Below are 23,807 nucleotides of genomic sequence, written 5' to 3'. Positions count from 1 at the left end.
AAGCTCACTCGAGCTGGAGTGCTCGCTCGCGCAGGGCTCGCACGGGAGCGTGCGGAGCACGTGGACGGGAGGGCCCTGAGCGGCCGAGCCGAGTCTTGGACTCTCACTCGAGCTGCAGCTCCACCCACTCCTCGAAGTACCGCGCGCGATCGTCCCGGACGCGCTGCAGCAGCACACGATCGTCGACGCCCGCGACGACGTCGTCGCGCTGGCCCGCGGCCGGCTCGACACGATGAATCGATCGCTCCGCGCGATCGACGACCCACACCGACGGCGGCACCCCCGCGCCATCGCCCGGCGACGAGCCCACGATGTGGCGCGGCAGCGAGACCAACACGATGGGCCCGCTCGCCACGCCGGTGAGGTCGAGCTCTCCCTCCGACCATCGCAGTCGCGCCTGCTCGAACGCGCCCATCCGCGCGATCGGTCCCGAGCCCTCGACCCACGCCACGTCCCCCGCGCCATCGAGGGCGAACGCGGCGAGCTCCCCCTCGGTCGTGACGACGTGCGAGAGCGAGCCGTCCTCCCACGCCACGAGCTCGCGCCCCGGCTGCACGAACGACACGCGGTCTCCCTCACCACGCGGGCGAATCGCGCCGGCAGTGCCCGCGACCAGCGTCTCGTCTCCGCCTTCGACGACGTGCACACCCAGCGCGTCGGCCCAGCCCCAGCCGCGCTCGAGGCGGAACCACCCCGCGATCGGCGGGCGCACCGCGATCGGCTGGTGATGCACCGCGAGCTGCGCGGTCTCGGGATCCACGATCGCGACCAAGTGCGATCCCGGCGACGCGAACATCTCGATCACCGTCGCGACACCTGCTTTGCGACTCGTGACGTGACAGTCGCGCGAGAGCCTCAGGACCAGACGTGCCGCGCCGTCGACGTGAACGATCTCGTAGCGAGGCCCCGGGCCCGACAGCGACGTGCGCGTCCAGAGCCGTCCGTCGACGATCTCGGCCGCCGACGCCAACCGATCCGCCGAATACCCGGCCAGCGATTGCGGCACTGCCGCGCGCGCACGCACTCCCTCGCTCACTTCGTGCCACGGCACGTCGAACGCGGGAGAGGGAGACTCGAGGCGCTCCACGTCACACGCCTCGAGCCCCTCGACCACACTCCACCGATCGGCCGCGCGCGCGGGCTCTGCGGACTGGCACCCTGCGGCACCGAGCGCGACGACGCCGATCACACAGAGCCACGCGCGCAGCATCAGAGCTCCCTCGGTCCGGTGGTCGCAGTCCGGAGATCGCTCGAGCGCACGGTCAGCACGTCCATGCGCTCACCCACGCGAATCGGCGCGACCACCCCCTGATCGCTGGGATCGGCGCCGTCGACGAGCCTCCCGACGAAGCTGCCCTGTCCGATCCACGCCAGATCGCTGCCGCGGATCTCGAAGCGGAACGCCTCGACCGTGCCCTCGCCTGCTCGCTCGCCGAGCAGCACGTACGAGCCCGGCCGCGCCTCCGCGCTCACCGCGACGCGCGCATAGCGCCCGGCATCGGCGAACGTCGCGACCACTCGACTGGTGCCGGTGCCGAGATCGACCACCACGATGCGCACACGATCGATCTCCGATGCGCTCGCGCGCGTGCCCGTCGTGCCCGCGGCGATCACCTGCTGATCGACGCTCGGGTCGCGATCGATCGCGACGAGGGTCTGGAGCCCCGGCGAGTACGTCGCATCGAGCACGTGCCCGAGCCCGGTCCCGTCGGTGATCTCCTCGGACCACACGCCACGATCGAGGTCGAGTCGCCAGATCTCGTGGGTCGGCGCGCCGCCCGATCCCTCGCCACCGACCATCAGGAGAGAGCGCTCGGTGAGCGAGAGCAGCGACACGAACCCGACTCGCGCGCTCGGTGCCCGCGCGCCCTCGTTGCGGATCACGCGGTCCACGAAGCCGCCCTCCGCGCCCGGCTCGAACAGGTGCACCTCGGATCCGTCGCGCCACTCGGTGGGAAGGAACGCGCCCGTGGTGGTGTCGCGGAGCACCCGAGTCACCCCATCGGCCTCGACCGGCGAGAGCCACTGATGCGATCCCGCGGCCAGCGCGTGGCTCATCGTCTCCGACAGCAACGCCTCGGCTCGATAGGGCGTGGTGCGCGAGCCCCCGAACACCGCGACCACGCCGCGCTGCGCGTGCGCGAACATCACCTCTTCGCGCTGACCGAAGACGACGAAGTCCGCGGGATTCACCCGGTGCAGGCCGGGCCGCAGCTCGAGCATGCAGTCGCCGAAGCAGGGCTCCGCCATCGCATCGGTCCAGTCGATATCGGGCTGGGGCGGCGGCCCGATCACCGGCGCGAGGAGATAGCTGTACGTCGATCGGAGCTGCTGATCGGCCGCGCCGTCACGTCGCGACGCATCCGACGCGGTCGGCAGCGCGATGCTCCAGAAGATCCCGCCGGCGCGTCGATCCGCGACGGGCACCGAGGCCGGATGACCGAGGATCACGCTGTCCTGGATGTCGCGGCGGAACGCCCAGACGATCGTCTCGGTGTTCCCGACTCGCCACTCCTCGTCCTCCACGTGCCCCGGCAGACCATCGTCGGGGTGCGCGTAGACGTCGCTCTGCGAGAGCGCCGACGTGAACGTGCGCGACGCGAGCGAGGGCGCGGCGAGCGTGTTCGGATACGACGGATTCGAGATGCCGCCGGTGGTCGTCGAGACACGCAGGTACGAGCTGCCCGCGCTCGCGTACTCGTCGAGCGCCACCGCACACTGCGAGAGGAGGCACGTCTCGCGATCGAGCAGATCGTCGTCCTCGTCGTAGCAGTCGCAGAACCGGAATCCGACCGGCGCCGTGAACGACGCAGTCGTCGCCCCGGTCGTGCTGCCGATTCCCGCCGACGCGAAGAACCGCACGTAGTCGCGACAGGGACCCATCTGACTGCCGACGATGCACTGCGCGCTCTGCTGCTCGAACGCGATCTGATTGGGCCGCATCACGTACTGCGGGACCGGGTCACACACGTCGCCGAGCGCGGTGACGCCGAGCACGTCCTGTGCGTCGGAGTTCGAGTCGGCGGCGATCCCGTGCTGTCCGTCGGCGGGATTGAAACGACACGAGTCACACGCGTCTCCGAGCCCGTCGGAGTCGGTGTCGTCGGCCTGCCGCGAGCAGCGGCCGCTCGGCGCGCCGGTCGCGCGCCGGCAGGTGTTCCCGCTGCCCGTGCACTGCGCGTTCGACGTGCAGACGGCATACGGGTTGGCGGTCTCCGGACAGCTGTCGCAGGCGTCGCCGACTCCGTCTCCGTCGTCGTCGGACTGGCCCCAGTTCGCGATCTCGGGGCAGTTGTCGCAGAGGAACCCGATCTGGTCGCCATCACCGTCGGGCCCGGGCTGACCGAACCCCAGCGCGTCGTCCATCGCGTCGCAGCGATCGCAGGTGTCGCCCGCGCCGTCTCCGTCGGAGTCGATCTGACTGGGATTCGCGCACGCAGCGGCGTTCGAAGGACACGCCGAAGGAGGGCAGTTGTCGCCCGAGTCGAGCACCTGGTCACCATCGGCGTCGGGCGCGAGCGCCTGCGCGATCAGGTCGGAGTTGCGCACGCCCGGACCGCTCTCCGGGCTCTGGAGGCGACTGCCGGTGAGCGCGTAGTACTGATCGTCGTCCCAGAGCTGCTCGGAGAGCCCGGAATTCACGCCGATGAGGACGGGAGTCCCGACGCGGTCCCCGTTCGCGTCGATCGGCTGCATGAAGAGCGGACCGCCCGAGTCACCGAGGCCGAGCGTGCTCAGCGCAGCGGGGTCGTCGTTCGCATCGGACTTGAGGAACCACGACTCCCACGTTCCCTCTTCGGAAGTGAGATGGAGATCGGTGCCAGTCCGTCCGCTGCGTCGCACTCCGCCGTTCACGCCCGAGACCCACGCCGTACCGCCGAACCCGACGTGGAAGAACGCCGGGAAACCGCCGTGCTGCGCGGCCTCGACGATGCTGAACGAGAGCGGATCGTTGCCGACGTGCACCTCGGGCAGTGTCGGGAGGACGCTGGGCGGGATCGGCGTGGAGAGGAAGAGCACCACGACGTCGGGCCCGACGAACGAGATCTCGCTCGGGTTGCACGTCTCGAAGCTCGAGGTGGGCGAGTGGCCCGCGACCCCCGAGATCGCGCTCACGAAGCCCTCGGGCGCGTCGCCGATCGATCCGCAGCGATCACCGCTGCCGCCCTGCGGCAGACAGAACACCGTCCCTGCGGGAGGCGCGCTCCCGCAGAAGCAGTGTTTCGCGGTGACGATCGCGTTGCGCGCGACCGCGGTCGCCGAGCACGTCCCGGCCGGCATCATGAGCCGGCCCACCGAGGCCTCGAATCCCGTCCCGACCGAGTCGACGTTCACCGTCGTGTCGCCGTAGACGTCCTCCTCGGCCACTGCGACGTCGGGCGTCTCCGCGCATGCCGCAGGGAACACTGCAATCCCCACGACCGCGAGCACCGATTGCACTGAGCGCAGGTATCGAGACCTGCATTTGGAATACAGACGCACGTGCACCCCCCGCGCGCGTTCTCACCGTGAGAAATGCGCGCAAATCGCCCGCACTGGCGGGCGAGGGGGCGAATCGCACTATGCGTGCCGCGCGTGATCGCGGGAATCGAGCGCGCGACCGTGACGAGCACGACCATCGTCGAGCAGCGATTGCGCGACCTGTGCGTGCCAGTCGGACGCGTGACCAACGGGAGACGGCGTCAGGGCGTCGAGAAAGTCGGCTCGCCCGCCGGTCCCTACCGTCCGCGCGCTTTGCGCGCTCCCGTCCGGGACCTGCGGGACGAGCACTCCGGCCGGGAGTCAGACCTTCCCGCGCGCGAGGTTTCCGACGACGGCCTTCGCGTACACCTTGAACGTCCGTGCGACGCTGGTCGCATCGAGCGTGCTCGACATCGCGTCGGCGAGGCCGAAGGGGAGCATCGCCGGGATCAGGCCTCGCGCGTACTCGAGCGCGAAGCACTTGTCGGGCATGCGATAGCCCTTCGCCGCGCCGCGCGGGAGCACGTTGCGATCACCGGGCCGATAGACTTCCTTCTCGAACGAGCCCTCTCGATAGCTCCACTGCTCGCCCTCGAGGATCATGAAGTGATCCTCGGCCGCGAATCGCCCGGAGAATCCCTCGGTCCCGATCGGCGTGCCGAAGATCATGATGTACTCGGTGATCGACGAGTGGAGCACCATCATCTGCCCCATCGCGCCGCCCGCGACGTTGAAGATCCACTCGCGATCCTTCGCCGGCAGGATGTGCCCCGGATAACGCTCCGAGAGCTCGTCGGCGATCTGGGTGATCACTCCGTCGATCGGCTGACCGATCGCTCGCCGCGCCACGTCGTGGAGGATCTCGGGCTCGAAGATGTATCCCATCAGTCCGTCTCTTCGATTCGAATCACGTGATTCGGGCAGTACTGCGCGGCCTTCCGCACCTTGTCGTGCAGCTCCACCGGCGGTCGCGCGAGCTTGAGCATGACCTTGTGGTCCTTGGGGCTGACGGCGAAGACCTCGGGCGCCTCGGACGCGCACACGGCGTGCCCTTGGCAGAGATCACGATCCACCTTCACGCGCAGCGAGGCTCCCTTGCTCGCGCTCGCCCCGTTCACATGGGCGTGCGCCGGGCAGCCCGCCGCCGCCGCGGCCTGCTGCACCGCCTGCGGCACTTCCTTCGCGCCGCTCACCTCGGCGACGATCGCGTCCTTCGCCGCCGCCGCGAGCTCGGTGCCCATCTCCATCGTCACGCTCGGCTGGGCACGCCGGCGATAACGAACTCGACAGGGCTCCTTCGGCCCGATCACCAGTCCCTGGAAGCTCGGCGCGATCGCGTCGCCGCAGAGCCCGAACTCGAACTGCCCGAGCAGGAGCGCGAGGATCGCCTTGATCTGCAGGATCGCGAACGCGTTCCCCAGGCACTTGTGGCGACCGCCGCCGAACGCGATGTACGCGAAGTCCTTCTTGTCCTCTTCGCGGCCCGGCAGATACCGATCGGGATCGAAGGCGTCGGGATCGCGGAACACCGTCGGGATGCGGTGCGAGACCGTCGGCGAGACGACGATCCAAGTCCCCTTGGGAATGAAGTACTGCTTGTACGTGAAGTCCTGCTTCACGACGCGCACGAGCATGAAGAGCGGCGGGTGCAGCCGGAGCGCTTCCTTCACCGCGTTCTCGATCGTGGTCAGCTCGCGCAGCGCGGCGTGGCTCACCGGGCGCCCGTCGCCGAACACTCGATCGACCTCGGCGACGCAGCGCTGGAGCTGAGTCGGATTCTGCAGCAGCTCGAGCAGCGTCCACGCCGTCGTGACCGAGCTCGTGTGGTGCCCCGCGAAGATCCCCGCCAGCAGGAGCCCGGTGATCTCGTGCTCGCTGAGCCCGCGACCATCCGAGTAGTTCGACTCCATCAGCGTCTGGAGGAAGTCCTCCCCGGTGCGCTGATGCGCGCGTCGATCGCGCACGATGCCGGAGATCATCTCGACCATCCGCACCCGCGCCTTGTCGCGCTTGCGGAACGCCGGCACCGGCAGGTGAGGATCGATGTACGCGAGCGGCGTCACGCCCCCTTCGAGGTCGTGATAGACGCGCGCGAATTCCTCGCTCATCCCCTCGCGGAACTCCTTGCCGAGCAGACAGCGGCTCGAGGTGAAGTTCGTGAGGACGCGACAGAACTCGACGAAGTCGACGACTCCGCTCGTGCCCCACTCGCGCGTGCTCGCCGCGGTCTCGTGCACCACGGCCTCGCCGTAGGTGCGCATCCGGCGATCCTTCAGCGCGGGCAGCAGCATCTTGAGCTGCTCCGCCATCTTCTCCGGCGTCGCGTCGTAGACGACGTCCTTGCCGAAGACCGGCGTCATGATCTTGTAGGCCTCGGTCGGGCTCAGCACCGCGTCGGGCGCACGGAACACCGCCTCGTGTGCCTCGGGCCCGAACATCGCGACCATCTCGCGGTTGAACACGCTGAACGCGGCGACCTCGCCGAGCTCGCGGTTCGCGCGGAAGAGCAGCTCGATCGTGGCGCGCACGAACTCGACGCTGTGCCCCATCACCGGCAGTCCGCCGGAGAGCCGCGGCGGCGGACGGAGCCCACTCGGGATCTCGCTCGCGCTGCGACGGGTCGCGCGCTTGACGGTCTGATCGACGAGACTGCGGAGCTGCATTCGGTCCCTCACCGTCCGTTCGCGATCGCCGAGGGCGATCCGCTCGCGCGGCGCGCCGTCGCGCCGTCGTCGTAGAGCCGCGCATAACGAGCGCGCAGCGCGTCGTCGTCGGCGACGAAGCGCACGCACTCCGCGATGATCGACTCCACCTCTTCGCGCGAGATCTTCACGGCCTGACCAGGCACGAACATCGCGTCGTTGCCGCGCCCGACCACCAGCGTCCGCGCCGCCATCCACAGCGGAAGCAGGCAGAAGAGCCGGATTCCGGTGTGCTGCGGCGGAATCGAGAGCGCATATCGCAACGCGCCGTCGAGCTGGCGCCGCGCGACGTCGAAGAGCGGCGCGACTGCGGCGTGCGCCTTGGGCCGCAGGGCATCGTCGCAGAGGTTCGTGATCGTGATCCCCTGCGCCGCGACCGCGGTACGCGGGATGAAGCTCCACGCGCGCTCGCGATCGTCGGTGACGTCCTTGAGGATGTTCACGAGCTGCAGCCCCGACGCGAACGCCTCCGCGTCCTCGCGCAGCTTCAGCTCGAGCGCCGAGTCCGCGCCGACCTCCGCGACGAAGAGATCCGTCAGCAGATGTCCGACGGTGCCCGCGACGTAATAACAATAACGCTCGAGATCGCTCGTCGTGTGCAGCGCGACGAATCCGTCCTCGCCCTTGCGACGGTGCGAATAGAGGCTCATCCCGCGCGCCATCTCGCTGACCCAGCGGATGCACGCGTCCCTCGTGCGCTCGCTCTGCGCCGCGAACACCCGCATCACGACGCGGGTGCGGCGCGCCAGCGAGAGCTCGGGGTCGTCGTGATCGATCGTGTCGAACCCGCGCTCGAAGGGCTCTGCGTCGACGCCGTTCTCGAGCACGTCGAGGAACATCGCGAAGAGCCGATCGCGATCGCGCGGATCGACGAGCGGATGATCCTCGATCGTGTCCGCGATGCGGCAGAGCAGATATCCGAGCGTGACCGCGACCTCGAGCTTGCCGGGCAACATCGCGATCGGCTTGCTGAAGGTGCGCGACACCTCGGCGAGCGCCTGCTTGCAGTACGCCCAGTCGGCATCGACGATCTCGGTGGACACCGCCGCGGTCGCGCTCGGCGCGCCGGTCTTCGCGCGGGTGCGTCCCAGCGCGGGGCGCTCCACACGGCGCAGGTCGTAGCTCGCGAGCGCCTCGGCGACGTGCGCTGCGTCCTGCCAGCCAAGGTCCTCGCGCGCGGCGAGCACGCGCACCGCGCGGACCATCGCGTCGCTCGAGGGCGCGCGCGCCGCGCAGAGCGCACGGACGACCGCCGACGAGAGCGCGATCGACGCGCTCTCGCCCGACCACGCCTCGGCGTTGGTCGCGAGCCACTTCAGCGCGCGCCGCACCGTGGGCTCGCCGGGATTGCCGTCGATCGCGATCAGCGCATCGAGCGCGAGCGCGGTGCGCGCCACCACGTGCGGCGCGCCGCCGCCCCCGAGCTTCGCGATCGCGGGCCAGCTCCCATCGTCGTTCTGTCGAGCGCGGAGCCACGCGCCGGCACGCGCGAGCGCGCCCTCGAGGTCCGCGTCCGACGCGCCGGGTCGACGCCGCAGCACCGCGTCGATCGCGCGGCACGCGAGCGCGGTCGCGTCGAGATCACCCTCGTGATCGCGCGGCACGTCGCGCGCGGTCTTCGTCGCGAAACCACCGTGGTGGGTCTGGCACTCGAGCAGAGCGCGCACGCCCTCGGCGAGATCGGTGATCGGCTCTTCGCCCCACGCGCTCCCGTCGAGGAGGAGGAGCAGCAGATCCGCGAGCGCCTCGGTGCGCCACGCGCCGGTCTCGATGAGGCGCGGCACGCCCTCGACCGCGAGACGGCGCCGCGCGATCGTCATGCGCGCCGCCATCGCGGGCCGCATCGTGCCCGACGTGATCACGCGGATCATGCGCGCCGCAGGCGCCGCGACCTCGGCGTCCGGCACGCTGCCGAGCACGCGCGCGATCGCCTCGAGCTCGGTGAGCAGCACGCCGTGCGCGCGCGCCATCGCGTCCTGCACCGGCACGTCCGCGGGCTCGCCGGCGCGCGGCTCGTCGCCCTCGGGCGGCTGCAGTGGATCGGCGGTGCGCACGAAGCGCGAGAGCACGGGGATCGGGTGCGTCGGCGTGCTCTGGCCGCGATACCGATCACGCAGCCGGTGCGGCACCGCGATCGCCGCGGGCCACTGCATCCACTCGCCGTACTGCGAGAGCGCGCCCGGCACGCGCAGCAGGTCGCCGTCCTTCGTCGCGTCCGCGACGGTGGCGCCGATCGCCTGCGCCGCGATCTTCAGGAACGCGCTGCCGAAGCTACGGCGACGAAGATCCGACGCGGCGAGGATCATCATCGTGCGGCGCCGCTCCGCGTCGTTCGCGCGCAGCGTGCGGAACATCGCGCGGCGCACCTCGGTCGCGCTCGGATCTTCGCGCCGGAAGCAGTGATAGAGCGCGTTCGAGAGCAGCTCGGGGATGTACCCGCGGCGCTCGCGCTCGTACTCCTCGACGGTCGCGGCGCGCGACACCGCGCGCGCATCGAGCATGCCCATCGTCATGCCGATCGCGGTCATCGGGTGCACGTGACCGAGCGCGTCGCCGACGAGCATCGTCTCGCCGCGACCGAAGTCCGCGCGCGGGCGGAATCGATTCGCCGCCCATCCGCTCGGCCCGCGCTCGATCGCCGCGCGGAACGCAGGGACCATCTTCGGCGGCAGGACCGCGTGGAACGAGTCCCACAGGAAACCCGGCGTGCGCGCACGCGCGCCGAAGCTCACCGGCACGTCGAGACAACCGCGGATCACGTCGTCGCTGATGCGATAGAAGAGCGCGGGCCCCGGACCGCCGAGCACGACGTGCCCGAATCCCTCGAAGGGCAGCTCGCAATTCCGGAGCTCGACGGCCGCCATGTAGGAGAGCAGCGTGCTGTTCTCGCGATAGCCGAGCGCCTGTCGGACCACCGACGCACGACCGTCCGCGCCGACGATGCGCCCCGCGCGGAATTCGAATGCAGTGTGCGACTCACGATCGTCGCAGCGCAGGAGATCGCCCTCGATCCCGCTCACGCGCGCCATCGGGATCCACTCGATCCCCGGCACACCGCGCGCGACGTCGCGAATCGCCTCGACGATCTCGGAGTGCTCCGCCGAGAGCGCGATGCCCTCGGCATACGGCATCTCGATCGGCGCGCTGCGATCGTCGGGACAGATCACGAACCCGTACCCGGTGCGCGCCCGCGCCCCGTCGAGATGGCCGATCCGCAGCTCGTCGAGCACCTCGACCGCCGTGGGATGGAGCCACTCGCCCGCGAAGCGCCGCGATGCGCGGGGATCCGCCTCGAGGAGCGCGACCTTCGCGCCGCGACGCGCGAACGCGATCGCGGTGGTCGCACCGACGGGACCACCGCCCACGACGGCGACGTCGTAGCTGCTTCGACTCGCACGCATGACTGCCTCGTTTGTGAGAGCGTCAGTAGACGAAAGGAATCATCTTGAAGGTCGCGCGCTTGCAGTACTGCTCCCAGAGCGGGCCGTACTTCTCGCGACACTTCTTGTCGTCTCGCCATGCACGGTGGACGAGCAGACAGATGAGCCAGGTGGGCAAGAGGAACGGAACGAACGACTCGCCCCACGCCAGCAGCACGAACGACCAATAGACGGTGATCTCGCCGGTGTAGTTCAGCTTCCGGCCGATTCCCCAGAAGCCCGAGACCAGGATCTTCCCGCCGATCGTCTCCGCGGGACGGCCCCAGATCTTCACCTTCGGATCGCGCTTGAACTCGTCCTTCTGTTGGTTCGATCCGCGGAAGATCCAGAGCCCCAGGACGAACATGAGCGGCAGTCCGATCAGCGCCCAGGGAGGCAGATCACCGGTCTCGTCGACGAGGTACCAGCCGGTCACCGAGTAGGCGAAGGGCACGAACGCATAATCGCCCCACACGAGCATGAAGCCGAAACGCTCGGCCACGATGTCCCACGTGTAGAGCATCCCGTACTCGAACTGGAAGTAGTTGAAGACGTACACGAACGTGAACGCCTGATAGAGGATCATCGCCTGCGAGAGCTCGCCGTACTTGGCGTACTGCACCGCGGCGAACGACATGTTCAAGAGCGCCAGTCCGATGAGCGACGGGCGATAGCTGAACATCTTCGCGTCGAGGCTCATCCACTTCGGATTGAGCTCCACGCCGTACCAGAGATCCTCGATCAGCCCGAGCGCGCTCTGGCTCCCTGCCGCGCTCCCGGTCGCGTTGCCGTGCGCGTCGACGCCGGTGACGCGCGGGCTCGGATCGACGCGATGCCGGTGCGCATCGCGCTTGTCCTTGCCGCTCACGAAGAGCTGCGCCGTCATCACGAACGAGAGCACGTTCGCCGCGACGAAGAGCCCCCAGAAGTGGCGGTGGAGGAGCGTGAGATCGACGAAGCCGAGCCACGTCCCGAGCGCCGCGAGCCCCGCCGTGATCAGGAAGAGCGCGAGCCCGTTCAGCTTGTAGGAGATGCGGGTCCCGTCGGAGAGCGCGACGCCCTGCCGCACCGGGCCGGGCACCACCATCGAGCCGACGAAGAGATAGAGCACGAACCCCAGCGCGAGCACCGCGCCGAGGAGCAGATTTCCGAGATCGCTGACGGGAAGAGGAGCGTCCATATCGAGATCCGAGTGGCTCAGACGTGGATCCGAGTCGGGCGGCTCGCGCTCTCGGCGCCGTGGTCGCGGAACTTCGCTCGCTCCGCGCGGCGCGACTCGTAGAGACCGAGCGCCCAGACCGGGAAATATCGGCGATAGAGCACGTAATCGAGCAGCGCCGTGTGGAAGAAGATCCCCTCGGCCTCCTGCTTCGGCCACGTGCCGCTCTCCGACTGCTTCGCCGCGAGCCAGCGCGCGGCGCGCTCGATCGGCGCGAACTCGGGATGACGCGCCTCGAGGAGCGTCGTCATCGCCCACGCCGTCTGCACCGACTGGCCCTCGTCGTGATCGACGTAGCGACCGACCATCACGCTCGTGCGGTGCTCGCCCCACGCGCCGTCGGGACGCTGGCGCTCCTCGAGGAAGCGGCAGGCGCGGCGAACACGCGGATCGTGCGCGGGCACGCCTCCCGCGAGCAGGCCGCGCACGCCGAACATCGTGCCGTACACGAAGTGCACGCCCCACATGCCCGGCCAGGAGCCATCGGGACGCTGGATGCGCGTCAGCAGGGCGACACCGCGCGCGATCGCGGCCTCGCACTCGCGCGCGAGGTCGCTGTCGGGCCAGCGATGCACGAACGCCGCGAGCGCGGTGATGCACGATGCCGAGCACTCGACGTACGACTTCTCGGTCATCGAGTCGCCGAACATTTCGGCGGGGTTGATCCACTCGAGCGAGACGTCGGTACGGCGCGCCTCGTAGCTGCCGAACCCACCGTCGGAGTTCTGACAGCGCAGCACGAAGCGCGTCGCGGCCTCCATCGACTCGCGCGACGGATCCGCCTCGGGCGACTCCAGGCGCGCGAGCATCGCCTCGGCGGTGCAGTCGCTCACCGGCCATCCGTGCCAGACCCCGGCGAAGCAATATCCGCCCGTGGGATCGATGCGATCGTGATCGCGCTCGCGACCGGTGCCGCGCGGGATCTGCTGGGTCACCAGGAACGCGTCGGCGCGGCGAAGCGCCTCGCGCACGTCGTTCCCGCAGTGCGGCGCCGCCGCGGCCATCGCCTGCGCGGCGAAGGCCGTGTCCCACGACGCGCTGCGCGCGCCGGTGACGCGCGCGCCGTCGAGCTCGTCCTCCCAGACCCAGCCCTCGAAGCGCTCCGCCGCGACGCGCAGGTCGGGGTCGTTCGGGTCCTCGATGAAGAGCGCGATCTGATCGAGCAGCCCGCTCACCGGCGAGATGCACGTGTGGTTCGTCGAGCGCAGCTCGTAGCGAATGTGCTCGCGCAATTCGGCGAGCACGGTCGCGCGCTTCTCCCGCGACTGCAGCCGATCGACCGCGCCGAGCACGCGATATCCGACGTGGAGCGCGGGAGTCCACGGAGTGTGGATCTCGGCGGTCCGCAGCGTCTCGCGCGCCTTCACCCAGTCGACGGACTCCCATCCTCCGGGGAAGATCTCGTCGCGGATCGCGAGGATTCGCGGCGTGACCGGCGCGCTCCACTTCTCGCCGTAGAGCACCGCCATGCCGAGATAGATGAGCCGCGTGTGGCAGTAGAAGCGGCTCGGATGGAACGGCAGCCAGCGCGGCGCGCGCCACGCTTCGGGCAATACCGCGCTGACTCCGTCCCACGAGTAGAGATTGAGCAGCGCGAGCCAGAGCTTGCCCCAGGTGGGCACCGCCACTGCGCCGCCCTCACGACGGATGAACTCGTGCGCGCGCGCGATCAGCGGATCGTCCTTCGCGAGACCGAGCAGCCGGCATGCGACGAACACCAGCAGCGTCACGAACAGATAGGGCTCGCTCTTCTCGTGCAGGCCCCACGTGCCGTCGGCCAGTCGCGTGCGCTCGAAGTGCTTGAGCACCGACGCGCGACGCTCCGCGCTCATCGGACGGCCCATCGCGTGCCACCCCATGACGTACTGGGCGGCGAGCATCGGACACCACACGACCTCGCCCTCGAACGAGCCGTCCTCGGCCTGCTCCGCAATCAGCGCGCGTGCCCCGCGCCGCAGCGAGTCGCGCGCCGAGAAGTCGTCGCTCCCCGCGCGCGGCAGTCCGACGACTTCGCCCTTCGCGGTCGACGCGCGGAGCGCGGCGCCATATCGCTCTTCCGCCGTGCGGGGCGCACCGAGGCCCTGCTTGGTGCGCGCGGGAAGCGCGTTCGTGAGGTGCAGCGTGCCGCCGAACAGCCACGCCATGCGCTGGCCAAGATCACTCGCGACGCGCCCGGTGTGGCGCACGTTGCCGGTCGCGATCGCGTCCTTCACGAAGTCGCGCGAGCTGCGCAGCATCGTGCGGAGGAACGCGCGGCCGAACCCCACGTGACTGCGATCCTCGCCCGAGAGGAACCCCATCGAGCGCAGTCGTTCGCGCGGCTTCTCGCGCCACAGCTCGTAGATCGCGCGGCGCATCGCGATCGACTCTTCGGCGTCGTCCGCGAACACCTCGTAGAGGCCGACCGCGAGCATCTCGCGCACCCGCGTGCGCCGCGTGCGCTCGCGTCGATAGGCCGAGAAGCTCGGCGCCTTCGCGATCGCGACCGCATCTTCGAGCGCGAGCGTGAGGCCGATCGCGGGCAGCGGCGGATGGGTGCCCGCTGCATCGCCGATCAGCGCGAGACCTTCGCGCCCGAGGTCGCCGCGCGGCCGCAGATCGACACTCGCCCAGGCAGGCGCGCTCTCCGCGAGCGCACGCCCGAACGCCTCGCGCAGCCCACTCGGCAGCACTGGCGAATAGGCCTCGAAGAGCGCCAGTCCGCCCTCGCGCGGGATCGCGAGCGAGTGCGGCACTTCGCACAGCACACGCACACGGCGCGCGTCGATGCGATAGGCGATCACCGGCCCCGGTCCGCCGAGGAAGATGTGGAGGAATCCTTCGAACGGCAGCGCGTGATGCTCGACGGCGATGCCCGCGATGCGCGAGCTCGCGGCGACGCCGTGCGCGAGCGGGCCCGGTGACGTCGCGAGCGGGCCCGATGCGACACGACCGCTCGCTCCGATGATCGAAGGCGCGCTCACGGTGCGCGACGTCGTGCGCGACGACGTCCCGCTGCGGCGCTCGTAGGTGAGGCTCTGTCCCTCGATGCGCGTGGCGCGCGCCCACGGCACGAGCTCGATGTGCTCGTGGTGCTCGCAGTGCGCGCGCAGCGTCTCGACGAGCACCGCATGCTCGACCGCCATGCCGAAATGGCCCGCCGCGTACGGCAGAGCGATCGGCTCGCTGCCGTCCTCGGGGAACACGACGTAGCCCTTGCCGGTCGCATAGGGCGTGGCGGGCGTCAGATCGACGCCGAGCGAATCGAGGATCGCGAGCGCCGGTGGATGGAGCCACTCGCCCGCGAGCCGATCCGAGCTGCGCGGATCGGCCTCGAGCAGCAGCACGCGCAGGCCTTTGCGCGCATGCGCGAGCGCGCTCGCACAGCCCGCCGGGCCGGCACCGACGATCGCCACGTCGTAGTGCGAGCCGCTCATACGGCCATCACATCTGCGCCATCAGGCGCGCAGCGGCCGACTGCACCATCGGCGTGTCGCCGAGCTTGACCATCCAGTCGAGCGCGTCGGTGCGCACGATCTTGCGGAACACACCGCCGCCCCAGAACGAGAGTTGGAACGTCGCGCGACAGGCACGCTCGTAGTCGCGCATCGCGTCCTTCTCCGACAGACGCCCATTGAGCACGTCGGCGACCGCTTCGGCGCCGAGCATGCCCGAGCGCATGCCCTGATAGATGCCCTCGGCGGTCGCGGGATGCGTCATCAGACCGGCCTCGCCGATCACCACGCGGCCCGGCGCCGTGAGCTTCTCGATGTCGAACGACCACACGACCGGATGGCCCTTCCAGCCGCCGATCTGCGTCGCGCCCTTCAGGCGCTCTCGATAGTGCTTGTCGAGGAACTCGGTGAAGAGCTGGCGCGCGTTCTTCTTCTCGCCGTTCTCTCCGTCCTCGTAGGTGATGCCGATGTTCACGCGGCGCTCCCCTTCCGGGAAGAGCCAGCCGTAATAGGGCTCCACCATGCGATCGAAGACCATCTCGACGTGATGGGCCTTGAACGGGACGTCGTCCCACCAGCCCATGATCGCCTGGATGACCTTGCGCGGGCGCTGCTCGGGCAGCCCGACGCGGCAGTGCGATCCACCCGCGACGAGCGTGTACTTCGCGCGCACCTCGCGGCCGTCCGCCGCGCGCACACCGACGACGCGCCCGTTCTCCTCGAGCGCCTCGGTGACGTGGAAGTCGGGCACGAAGCGCGTGCCGCGCGAGACTGCCTTCTTCAGCAGCACGTGATCGAGCACGCGGCGCTGACACACGATCGCGGCGCCGACGTCGCCCGCCGACTGCGTGCTGTCGTAGCCGCCCGGCGTGACGAGGCGGATGCCCTTGATCCAGTAGCCGTGCGGCTCGACCTCGTGCCACACGCCGAGCTGCTTCAGCGTCTCGATGCCCTTCGGCGAGACACCGCTGCCGCACGTCTTGTCGCGCGGGAAGTCGTGCTTGTCGACGAGCACCACGTTGCGCACGCCGAGCGTGCCGAGGTGCGCGGCCGCCGCAGTGCCCGCGGGGCCCGCGCCGAGGATGACGACGTTCGCGTCGATCGTCTCTGCCACGGCGCTCACTCCTCCGCGCCGTCCGCGGCGTCCGCCGCGCTGGCACGCTCGAGCGCCTCACGACGCTGCAGTCGGATCAGCTCGCGCTGCTCCTTCTTCGCGCGCTCGGCCGCGAGGTACTCCTCCCACTTGCGCACGGTGAGCGCCTGGAACGCGTTCACCGCGGGGCTCAGCTCGACGACCGGCGCGTCCCAGTGACGCTCGTGGCCCTCCTGCTCGCCCTGCGTCACGCGTCCGTCCTGCTGCAGCAGCGGCTTCACGAGCAGCTCGTTCGAGATCTTCAGGAACGGGCGCATCACGCGCTTCGGCAGCTTGATCTTCGTGAACGGGACCACGAAATGATCGAAGTAGAAGAGGAAGAACACGCGCGTCGTGCGCTCGTCGATCGGCAGCACGAAGAGCCAGTGCTTGATCTTCCCGTCCGTATTCGACCACTGATACGGATACTGATAGGCGAGCTCCATCGAGTTCGTGTCGACCGACACGCGGTCCACGAAGAGCCCGCTGATCTTCCCGCGACCGACCTTCGTGTCGTACGCGAGCTGCACGGTGTCGCCGACGGTCTCGAGCTTCGTCAGCTTCGCGTCCACGAAGGGCGCGTACTTGCGGTGCAGGAACTCGTGCGTGAAGTCCGAGACGTTGTCGATGATCAGCGAGTGATGCGCGCTCCAGGTGAAGTCGACCGGGACGCACTCCCACCGATTCTCGCCCTCGAGCTCCGGGATCTCCGGCATCGGCGTCGAGTCGGCGCGCTCGGGATCACCGAAGAACATCCACACGAGCCCGTAGCGAACGCGCACCGGGAACGTGCGGAGCTTGCACTGCGGCATCTTCTTGCCGAAGAGCGTGTGGGGCACGTCGACGAGCTCGCCCGCGCCGTTGTAGCCCCAGCCGTGGTACTCGCAGACGATGCGCTCGCCCATGACCGTGCCGAGCGTCAGCGGCACCTGGCGGTGCGCACAGCGGTTCTCCACCGCATGCAGGCGGCCCTTGTCGTCGCGATAGAGCGCGGCGGACTGGCCCCAGAACTTCACCTCGACGATCTGCTTCTTCGCGATCTTCGAGTCGTGCTCGACCGCATACCAGTAGTTCGGGTCGAGGCCCGCGGCGCGGACCTTCTGGCGGCGGTTGGTGCCCTCTTCGAACGACGGCGGGGCCTTGCGCTCTTCGTGGATCGACATCTGCGCTCTCTCCTCGACTGACGTTCTTCAGCTGCCGGTGGCGGCGCGGTTCGACTCCGATGCTGCGGAGTCCGTCGCCGCGCGCGACGGGGGCGACTTGCGTGCTGCGCTCTCTGCGACACCGACCGTGCCGGGACGCGCGGGGACGAGGCCGCGACGCGCGAAGTCCGCGTACGCCTCGTGGATCGCGGTGCGGATGCTGGTGGGCTCGAAGCCGAGCTCGACGCGCGCCTTCGTGGTGTCGGCGTGGCGCTGCGCGCGGAGGATGCGAATCGCGGCCGGCGTGAAGCGACGCGGCGTGCTCGGCGCGAACGTGTCGAGCGCGACCTGCGACACCGCGGCGATGCCCTGCATCACCGGGCCCGGGATGCGCAGGCGCGGGCGCGGGCGACCCGACACCTCCTCGAAGATGTCCATGAGGTCGTCGACCGTCGCGAACTGCGTGCTGATGATGTACTTCTGCCCGCGACGACCGCGGTGCATCGCGAGCACGTGGCCCTCGCAGATGTCGCGCGCCGCGACGAAGTCGAACCCGCCCGGCGGATAGGCGCGCAGGCGCCCGTTCGCGTAGTCGACGAGCGTCAGGCCCATGCGCGAGGGCTTGTAGTCGTTGGGCCCGAGGATCGCGCACGACGTGGCGACGAGCGCGTCGAGGCCCTCGACGCACGCCTTCAGCACCTCGTGCTCGACCTGCACCTTCGTGCGCGCATAGGGCAGCACGTCGTCGAAGGGATAGAAGACGTCGTCCTCGTTGCCCGGGCGCTGCGGGTCCTGCGGGTCGTAGCCGACCGCGCTGAACGAGCCGGTGACGACGACGCGCTCGTAGTGATTGTCCATCGCGGCGCGCAGCAGGTTCCGCGTGCCGAGGACGTTGCACTCGAAGATGTCGCGCTCGAGCTCGGGCGTGGCGACGACCGTCGAGACCTGCGCCGCCGCGTGATAGGCAGTCTGACAACCGCGCATCAGCTCCACGAGGCGCTTGCCGTCGCGGAGATCGCCGTAGACCTTCTCGACGGGGAGCCCGTCGATGGCCTCGTTGTGGCTCCCGTTGCGCAGGAGCACGCGCACGTCGCGGCCCTCTTCGAGCAGGCGGCGCACCAGGTTCGCGCCGAGGTGCCCCGCGGCCCCCGTGACGAACACCTTGCCGCCGAGCTCGCGGTGCGGCTGTCGCTCGTAACGCTTCTGCGTGACCGAATCGCTGCTCGTCATGCTGTTCTCCCCGCTGGTGCTCTCTCCGCTCGACATCGACGCTCGCGCGCTCTCCGGCATCGGAGGCGTCGGCGGGCGGCGCGCCGGGCGCGTCGTCGTGGGTGTCGCGATCGTGATCGGCTCGACCTTCGCGATGGGCCGCGCGCGCAGCGCCGCGAGCGCTTCCTTCGCGGCGCGCAGGTTCACCTCGCGGCGATCGGCGATCGTGTTCGCGACCTGCTCGACCTCGCTGCTCGTCGCGCCCGCTTCGACCGCGACGTTGCGCGCGTGCAGGCGCATGTGGCCGCTCTGGATGCCCTCGGCCGCGAGCGCGCGCAGCGCGCCGAGGTTCTGCGCGAGCCCGGCCGCCGCGACGATCGCCGCGAGCTCCGGCGCGCGCTCGATCTTCGCGATCCGGCGGTTGATCTGCACCTGCGGGTGCACGCGGATCACGCCGCCGACCGTGCCCACCGCCATCGGCAGCGTCATGCGACCGACGAGCGCGCCGTTCTCGACGCGCCAGCGCGCCATCGCGGTGTAGCGGCCGTCCTTCGCGGCGAACGCGTGCGCGCCGGCCTCGACCGCGCGCCAGTCCTGCCCCAGCGCGAGCAGCACGGCGTCCACGCCGTTCATGATCCCCTTGTTGTGCGTCGCGGCGCGCCACGGGCAGCGCTCGGCGAACACACTCGCCTCTTCGATCGCGCGGGCCAGCGCTTCACCGCTCGAGGCGCCCTGCCCTTCGAGCGCGGCGAACGGCACGCGCCCTTCGACCGTGACGGTGCGGCGATCGGTGAGGTTCGAGAGGATGCGCAGCGCGACGCGACCGCCGGTGAGCTCGGCGACGCGCGGCGCGAGCCGCTCGCACATCGTGTTGATCGCGTTCGCGCCCATCGCGTCGCGCACGTCGACGACGAGGTGCACGACCATCATCGCGCCGCAGGGATCGTCCTCGCCGAGCTGCGCGAGATGACGAACCTCCACGTCGCGTGCCCCGCCTCCCGCTGCGATCAGCGAGGGATGGCCGGAGTTCGCGCTCGCGATCAGCTCGTCCTTCGCGGCGCGCACCGCGCGCTCCGCGACCTCGGGATCCGGTACCTCGAGCACCTGGATCTGCCCGATCATCACCGGCTCGCTCACGCTCGCGCGCACGCCGCCGCCGGCGCGCAGCAGCTTCGACGCGTAGCTCGCTGCCGCGATCACGCTCGGCTCCTCGACCGCCATCGGCGCGAGCACGTCGCGCGCGGCCTCGCCGTCGAGCGCGATGCGCATGTTCACGCAGAGACCGAGCGGCATCCCGAGCACGCCGAGCGCGTTCTCGACCATGCGATCGGCCTGCACCTCCGCGAGCCCGCGATCGGGCGAGAGCGACGCGAGATCGTCCTCGCGCGCACCGATCACCTGCGCGACGCGCGCGCGGCGATCGCGCATCGACAGCCGATAGAACCCCGAGAGCTCGCTCGTCACGGACGGGCCTCCACCTGATCCACGACACCGGGCATCGCCGCGCCGGGCGCGATCGCGCGCACCGCGCGCAGCTCCGCGACGTCGCGGGCGCCGCAGCAGAACGCGATCACCCTGAGCTCGAAGATCAACGTCTCGAGCACGCGCACGACCGCGTCCTCGCTCTCGTCCGCTGCGGCGAGCAGCGGCTTCGCGAGCGCGGCCGCATCGGCGCCGAGCGCGATCGCGACCGCGACGTCCATGCCGTGACGCACGCCGCCCGAGGCGATCACCGAGCGCTGCAGCCCACTCGGATCGGAGGCGCCGAGCACGCGGCGGCAGATGCGCACGCTCTCCGCGGTGCTCACGCCGAAGCCCGCGAGCCGCTCTCCGACCTCGGCCTGCATCGACGCGGCCGGCGCGCGGTGGCTCTCGACGCGCGCCCACGACGTGCCGCCGGTGCCCGCGACCTCGATGCCCGCGAAGGGAAGACGCGCGATCTTGCGCGCGGCGCGCTCGCTGATCCCGGCCCCGACTTCCTTGGCGATCGCGGGCACGCCGAGCTGCGGCAGCGTGTCCGCGAGACGCGCGACCAGACCCTTGAAGCGCGTGTCGCCCTCGGGCTGGATCGCTTCCTGGAGCGCGTTGAGGTGCACGTCGATCGCATCCGCGCCCACGCGCTCGATCGCGCTGCGGATCTCCGACGTGCCGACGCCGTAGTTGAGCTGCACCGCGCCGACGTTCGCGATCAGGAGCGGCAGATCGGGCGCGCTCGCCCGCACGTCGAAGGTCGCGCCGAGCTCGGGGCGAACGATCATCGCGCGCTGCGATCCCAGCGCCATGCCGAGCCCACATCGGGCGGCCGCGCGCGCGAGCCGGCGATTCACCAGCGCCGCCCGATCCGTGCCACCGGTCATCGCACCGACGAGGATCGGCGCGCGGAGCTTCTTGCCGAAGAGCGTGACGGAGAGATCGACGTCCTCGAGATCGACCTCGGGCAGTGCGTCGTACTCGAGCGTCCATCCGCCGAGCCCGGTCGCTGGACCGCGAGAGCCGACATCGGCGCGCAGACAGAGATCGAGATGATGGTCTTTGCGCGTCGAGATGAGCTCGCGCGCGCTCTCGATACCACTCGTCGTCGCGACGTTCCCCAAACGCACCTCCACCGTACTCCGGAGGGCGCGGACGGTAACGGATGCTCGAGTCGATGTCGACGTATCCGTTCGCGAATTAGCCTTGTGATCGCAAGCAATCCACGCTTGTGGACGCAAGCAACGAATCCTTGTGATCGCAAGAGTCAGCGTGCTTGTCGTGACAAGCATCGGGCGCGAACAAGAGTTGCGCGAACAAGCATTCTCGCGATGAGCGCCTGTCGAGCGTGGGAGTCGAGGTGCGCAGTCGGATTCGCACTCTCGACGTGCAGAGTGGGATTCCAGCGTCCGAGACTGGTCCTGATCGGGCGTGGCGCGTGCGCGTGATCGGGCAGCACGCCCCGCGCGCGACACTGTGAGGACACGATGGTGACGCCCTCGGGCGAGGGCGGGCGATCACTCGCCGAGGCGCTCGCGGGCGTCCGCGCGCTCGGGCTCGAGCTCGAGCGCGGTGCGCCACGAGGCCTGCGCGCGCGCTCGGTCACCCGTCGCGGCGTACGCGTCGCCGAGCACGACGTGATACTCGGCGCGACGGCGTCGCATCGAGACCGCGCGCTCGGCGTGTCGGACCGCGTTCGCGCCGTCGCCCGCGGTCACGAGCGCACGCGCCAGCGCGATGAGCGCGTGCGGATTGTCCTCGTCCGCCGCGACCGCCTGCTCGAGCAGCGCGCGAGCGCCATCGCGATCGCTGCGCGCCAGGAGCTGCGCCTCGCGCACGAGCGCATCGGAGCGCTCGCGACCGTCGATGGTCGCGACGGCCGGCTCGATCGCGGGCGCGGGCTCGATCGCAGGCGCGGGCTCGATCGCGGGCGCGGGCTCGACTGCAGGAGGCGGCTCGATCGCGGGCGCGAGGGGCGGCGGCACCACCGGCGTGGTCTCGTCGATCGAGCCGATCGGCGTCTCTTCGGCGTCGCGCTCGGCCATCCGCGCGACGACGAGCCCCACGACCACCGCGAGCGTGACCACGAGCCCGACGAGCGCGGGCACGACGCTCGCGCGACGGCGCGGCATCGCCTTCGCCCGCAGCGTCGACGCACGATCCTCGATCGGCGCGCGCGCGGGCGGTCGCATCGCGAGCAGCGCGCTCGACGAGATGTGCTCCCCCGTCGCGCTGCGTGCGCCCGCAGGCGCGTCGCTCGGAGCCGGCGGTGCGGACGCGCCGCGCGCAGTCGGCGCGGGGGGCGCCTGGCTCGTGCTCGTCGCAGCCGGCGCGCTCGGCGGCGGCGCGCTGGTGTGCGCGATCGTGTTCGGATCGATCGCAGGACGCGGCGGATCGCTCTTGGGCGGGGTCGTCGAGAGCGGCGTGAGCTTCTTCGGACGCGGCGGACGCGAGGGCGACGAGAGCGGACGCGGTGCACGCGGGCTCGCGCCGGGAGGCGACGAGGGCGGCGGCCCACGCAGCGCGGGACCTTCGGCGGTCGCGACGTCCCAGTCGTCGCGGCCATCGTCGCGATTGCGCGCGAGCGCGCGCTCGATCTCGACCTCGGGGACCCTGCGCCGCGCGGTCTGGCGATAGGCCTCGGCGGTGAGCGCGTCGAGATCGCTGTCGACACCGCCGCTGCCGAGCACTGCCGGCAGCGGCGCACCGGGCGCGCCCACGCTCGGCGCAGCGCTCGGCTCGTCGTCGGGCGTGTCGGATCCGTCGGGCGGCGTGCGCCCCGCGTCGTCGCCCGCAACCGGCGCTCCTCCGCGATCGAGCGCCGCCATCATCTCCGGTGTGCGCAGCAGGCTGCGGTCCGCCGCGCTGAGCCGACGCCATCGCGCGAGCTCCGCGCTGTGCTGGCGCTTCGTCTGGAGGTCCTCGTCCCAGTCGGGCAGCGACGCGCTCGCGCGTGCCTCGGCCTCGCGCACGTCGCGCTCGACCGTGGGCGTCTCGTCCTGCGACCACGAGGGGATGGAGAGACGCAGCGGGTCTTCCGATGGCGCCGCCACCGGCTCGTTCACCGCGCGTCGCGAGATCCCCTCGTGCGGCGTGCGCGACAGGCGCAGCTCGCGCGACCCGAGACCCACGAGCCCGTCGAGCTCCGAGGGCGTGCGCGACACGTGCCCGCGCTCCGCGATGCGCCGCGCGTTCTCCGCGAGCAGGTGGTGCAGCTCGCCCGCCATCTCCTCGGCATCGCCGCGTCGCACGACGATCCCGCTCGCGCCGTACTGGAAGGGCGCGAGGCGTCGATCGAGCGGCTCGGGATCGGTCGCGACGACGACCGGCGTCTGCCCCGCGCGCCGCGCATCGTCGATGCCGCGCGCGCCGTCGTCGCTCGCCGCATCGCCGACGAGCAGCACGAGGTTCGGCCGCTCGCTCCGCACCGCGGGCTCGAGCGCGCCCTCGATCACGATCGGCTCGATGCCGCGCCGCTCGAGCGCCGCGCAGAGCGAATCGAGGTCGGGCTCGCCCATGCCCGCGATCAGAACGCGCGGACGCGTACGCGTGCCCGGCTCGTCGCGGTCCTCCACTCCTACGTCCTCCTCGGACTCCCCCAGGCCGCTCGCGTGTCGCT

The 23,807-nt window shown here is 70.5% G+C and carries 12 protein-coding genes; all 12 read right to left on the bottom strand.

The window, feature by feature from the left end; all coding sequences use genetic code 11:
- Positions 1–103: 103 nt before the first annotated feature.
- On the bottom strand, positions 104–1,210 hold the full coding sequence (locus I5071_RS01090) for a hypothetical protein (RefSeq protein WP_236519993.1): 1,107 nt from the start codon (positions 1,208–1,210) through the stop codon (positions 104–106).
- Positions 1,210–4,440 carry a thrombospondin type 3 repeat-containing protein gene (locus I5071_RS01085; RefSeq protein ID WP_236519992.1) on the bottom strand — a complete coding sequence of 1,077 codons (3,231 nt, stop codon included), beginning with the start codon at positions 4,438–4,440 and terminating at the stop codon, positions 1,210–1,212. Before I5071_RS01085 ends, I5071_RS01090 begins: the two co-directional genes overlap by 1 nt.
- A gap of 342 nt (positions 4,441–4,782) precedes the next feature.
- Positions 4,783–5,346: an ERG2 family protein gene (locus tag I5071_RS01080; RefSeq protein ID WP_236519991.1), complete on the bottom strand. Its 564-nt coding sequence runs from the start codon at positions 5,344–5,346 to the stop codon at positions 4,783–4,785.
- On the bottom strand, positions 5,346–7,124 hold the full coding sequence (locus tag I5071_RS01075) for a cytochrome P450 (protein ID WP_236519990.1): 1,779 nt from the start codon (positions 7,122–7,124) through the stop codon (positions 5,346–5,348). Before I5071_RS01075 ends, I5071_RS01080 begins: the two co-directional genes overlap by 1 nt.
- An 8-nt stretch (positions 7,125–7,132) precedes the next feature.
- The gene (locus I5071_RS01070) at positions 7,133–10,564 is read right to left on the bottom strand and encodes an FAD-dependent oxidoreductase (protein WP_236519989.1); all 3,432 of its coding nucleotides are present in this window, start codon (positions 10,562–10,564) and stop codon (positions 7,133–7,135) included.
- A 22-nt stretch (positions 10,565–10,586) separates the two neighbouring features.
- On the bottom strand, positions 10,587–11,762 hold the full coding sequence (locus I5071_RS01065; RefSeq protein WP_236519988.1) for a DUF1295 domain-containing protein: 1,176 nt from the start codon (positions 11,760–11,762) through the stop codon (positions 10,587–10,589).
- Positions 11,763–11,779: 17 nt separating this feature from the next.
- Positions 11,780–15,217 carry an FAD-dependent monooxygenase gene (locus tag I5071_RS01060; protein WP_236519987.1) on the bottom strand — a complete coding sequence of 1,146 codons (3,438 nt, stop codon included), beginning with the start codon at positions 15,215–15,217 and terminating at the stop codon, positions 11,780–11,782.
- 7 nt (positions 15,218–15,224) lie between these two features.
- A complete protein-coding gene (locus I5071_RS01055) occupies positions 15,225–16,349 on the bottom strand; it encodes an NAD(P)/FAD-dependent oxidoreductase (RefSeq protein WP_236519986.1) in 1,125 nt (374 codons plus the stop codon).
- A gap of 5 nt (positions 16,350–16,354) precedes the next feature.
- On the bottom strand, positions 16,355–17,530 hold the full coding sequence (locus I5071_RS01050; RefSeq protein WP_236519985.1) for an aromatic ring-hydroxylating oxygenase subunit alpha: 1,176 nt from the start codon (positions 17,528–17,530) through the stop codon (positions 16,355–16,357).
- 27 nt (positions 17,531–17,557) lie between these two features.
- Complete coding sequence (locus tag I5071_RS01045; RefSeq protein ID WP_236519984.1) at positions 17,558–20,182, bottom strand: hydroxymethylglutaryl-CoA reductase, degradative; 2,625 nt, start codon at positions 20,180–20,182, stop codon at positions 17,558–17,560.
- Positions 20,179–21,429, bottom strand: a complete 1,251-nt coding sequence (gene fni / locus I5071_RS01040; RefSeq protein ID WP_236519983.1) for a type 2 isopentenyl-diphosphate Delta-isomerase — start codon at positions 21,427–21,429, stop codon at positions 20,179–20,181. The genes I5071_RS01045 and fni overlap by 4 nt, the downstream gene beginning before the upstream one ends.
- 276 nt (positions 21,430–21,705) lie before the next feature.
- Complete coding sequence (locus I5071_RS01035; RefSeq protein WP_236519982.1) at positions 21,706–23,763, bottom strand: tetratricopeptide repeat protein; 2,058 nt, start codon at positions 23,761–23,763, stop codon at positions 21,706–21,708.
- Between the last annotated feature and the right edge of the window lie 44 nt (positions 23,764–23,807).

This window comes from Sandaracinus amylolyticus, from assembly GCF_021631985.1.
In the GTDB taxonomy this organism is placed as follows: domain Bacteria; phylum Myxococcota_A; class Polyangia; order Polyangiales; family Sandaracinaceae; genus Sandaracinus; species Sandaracinus amylolyticus_A.
This window is presented reverse-complemented; position numbering and strand designations above follow the sequence as displayed.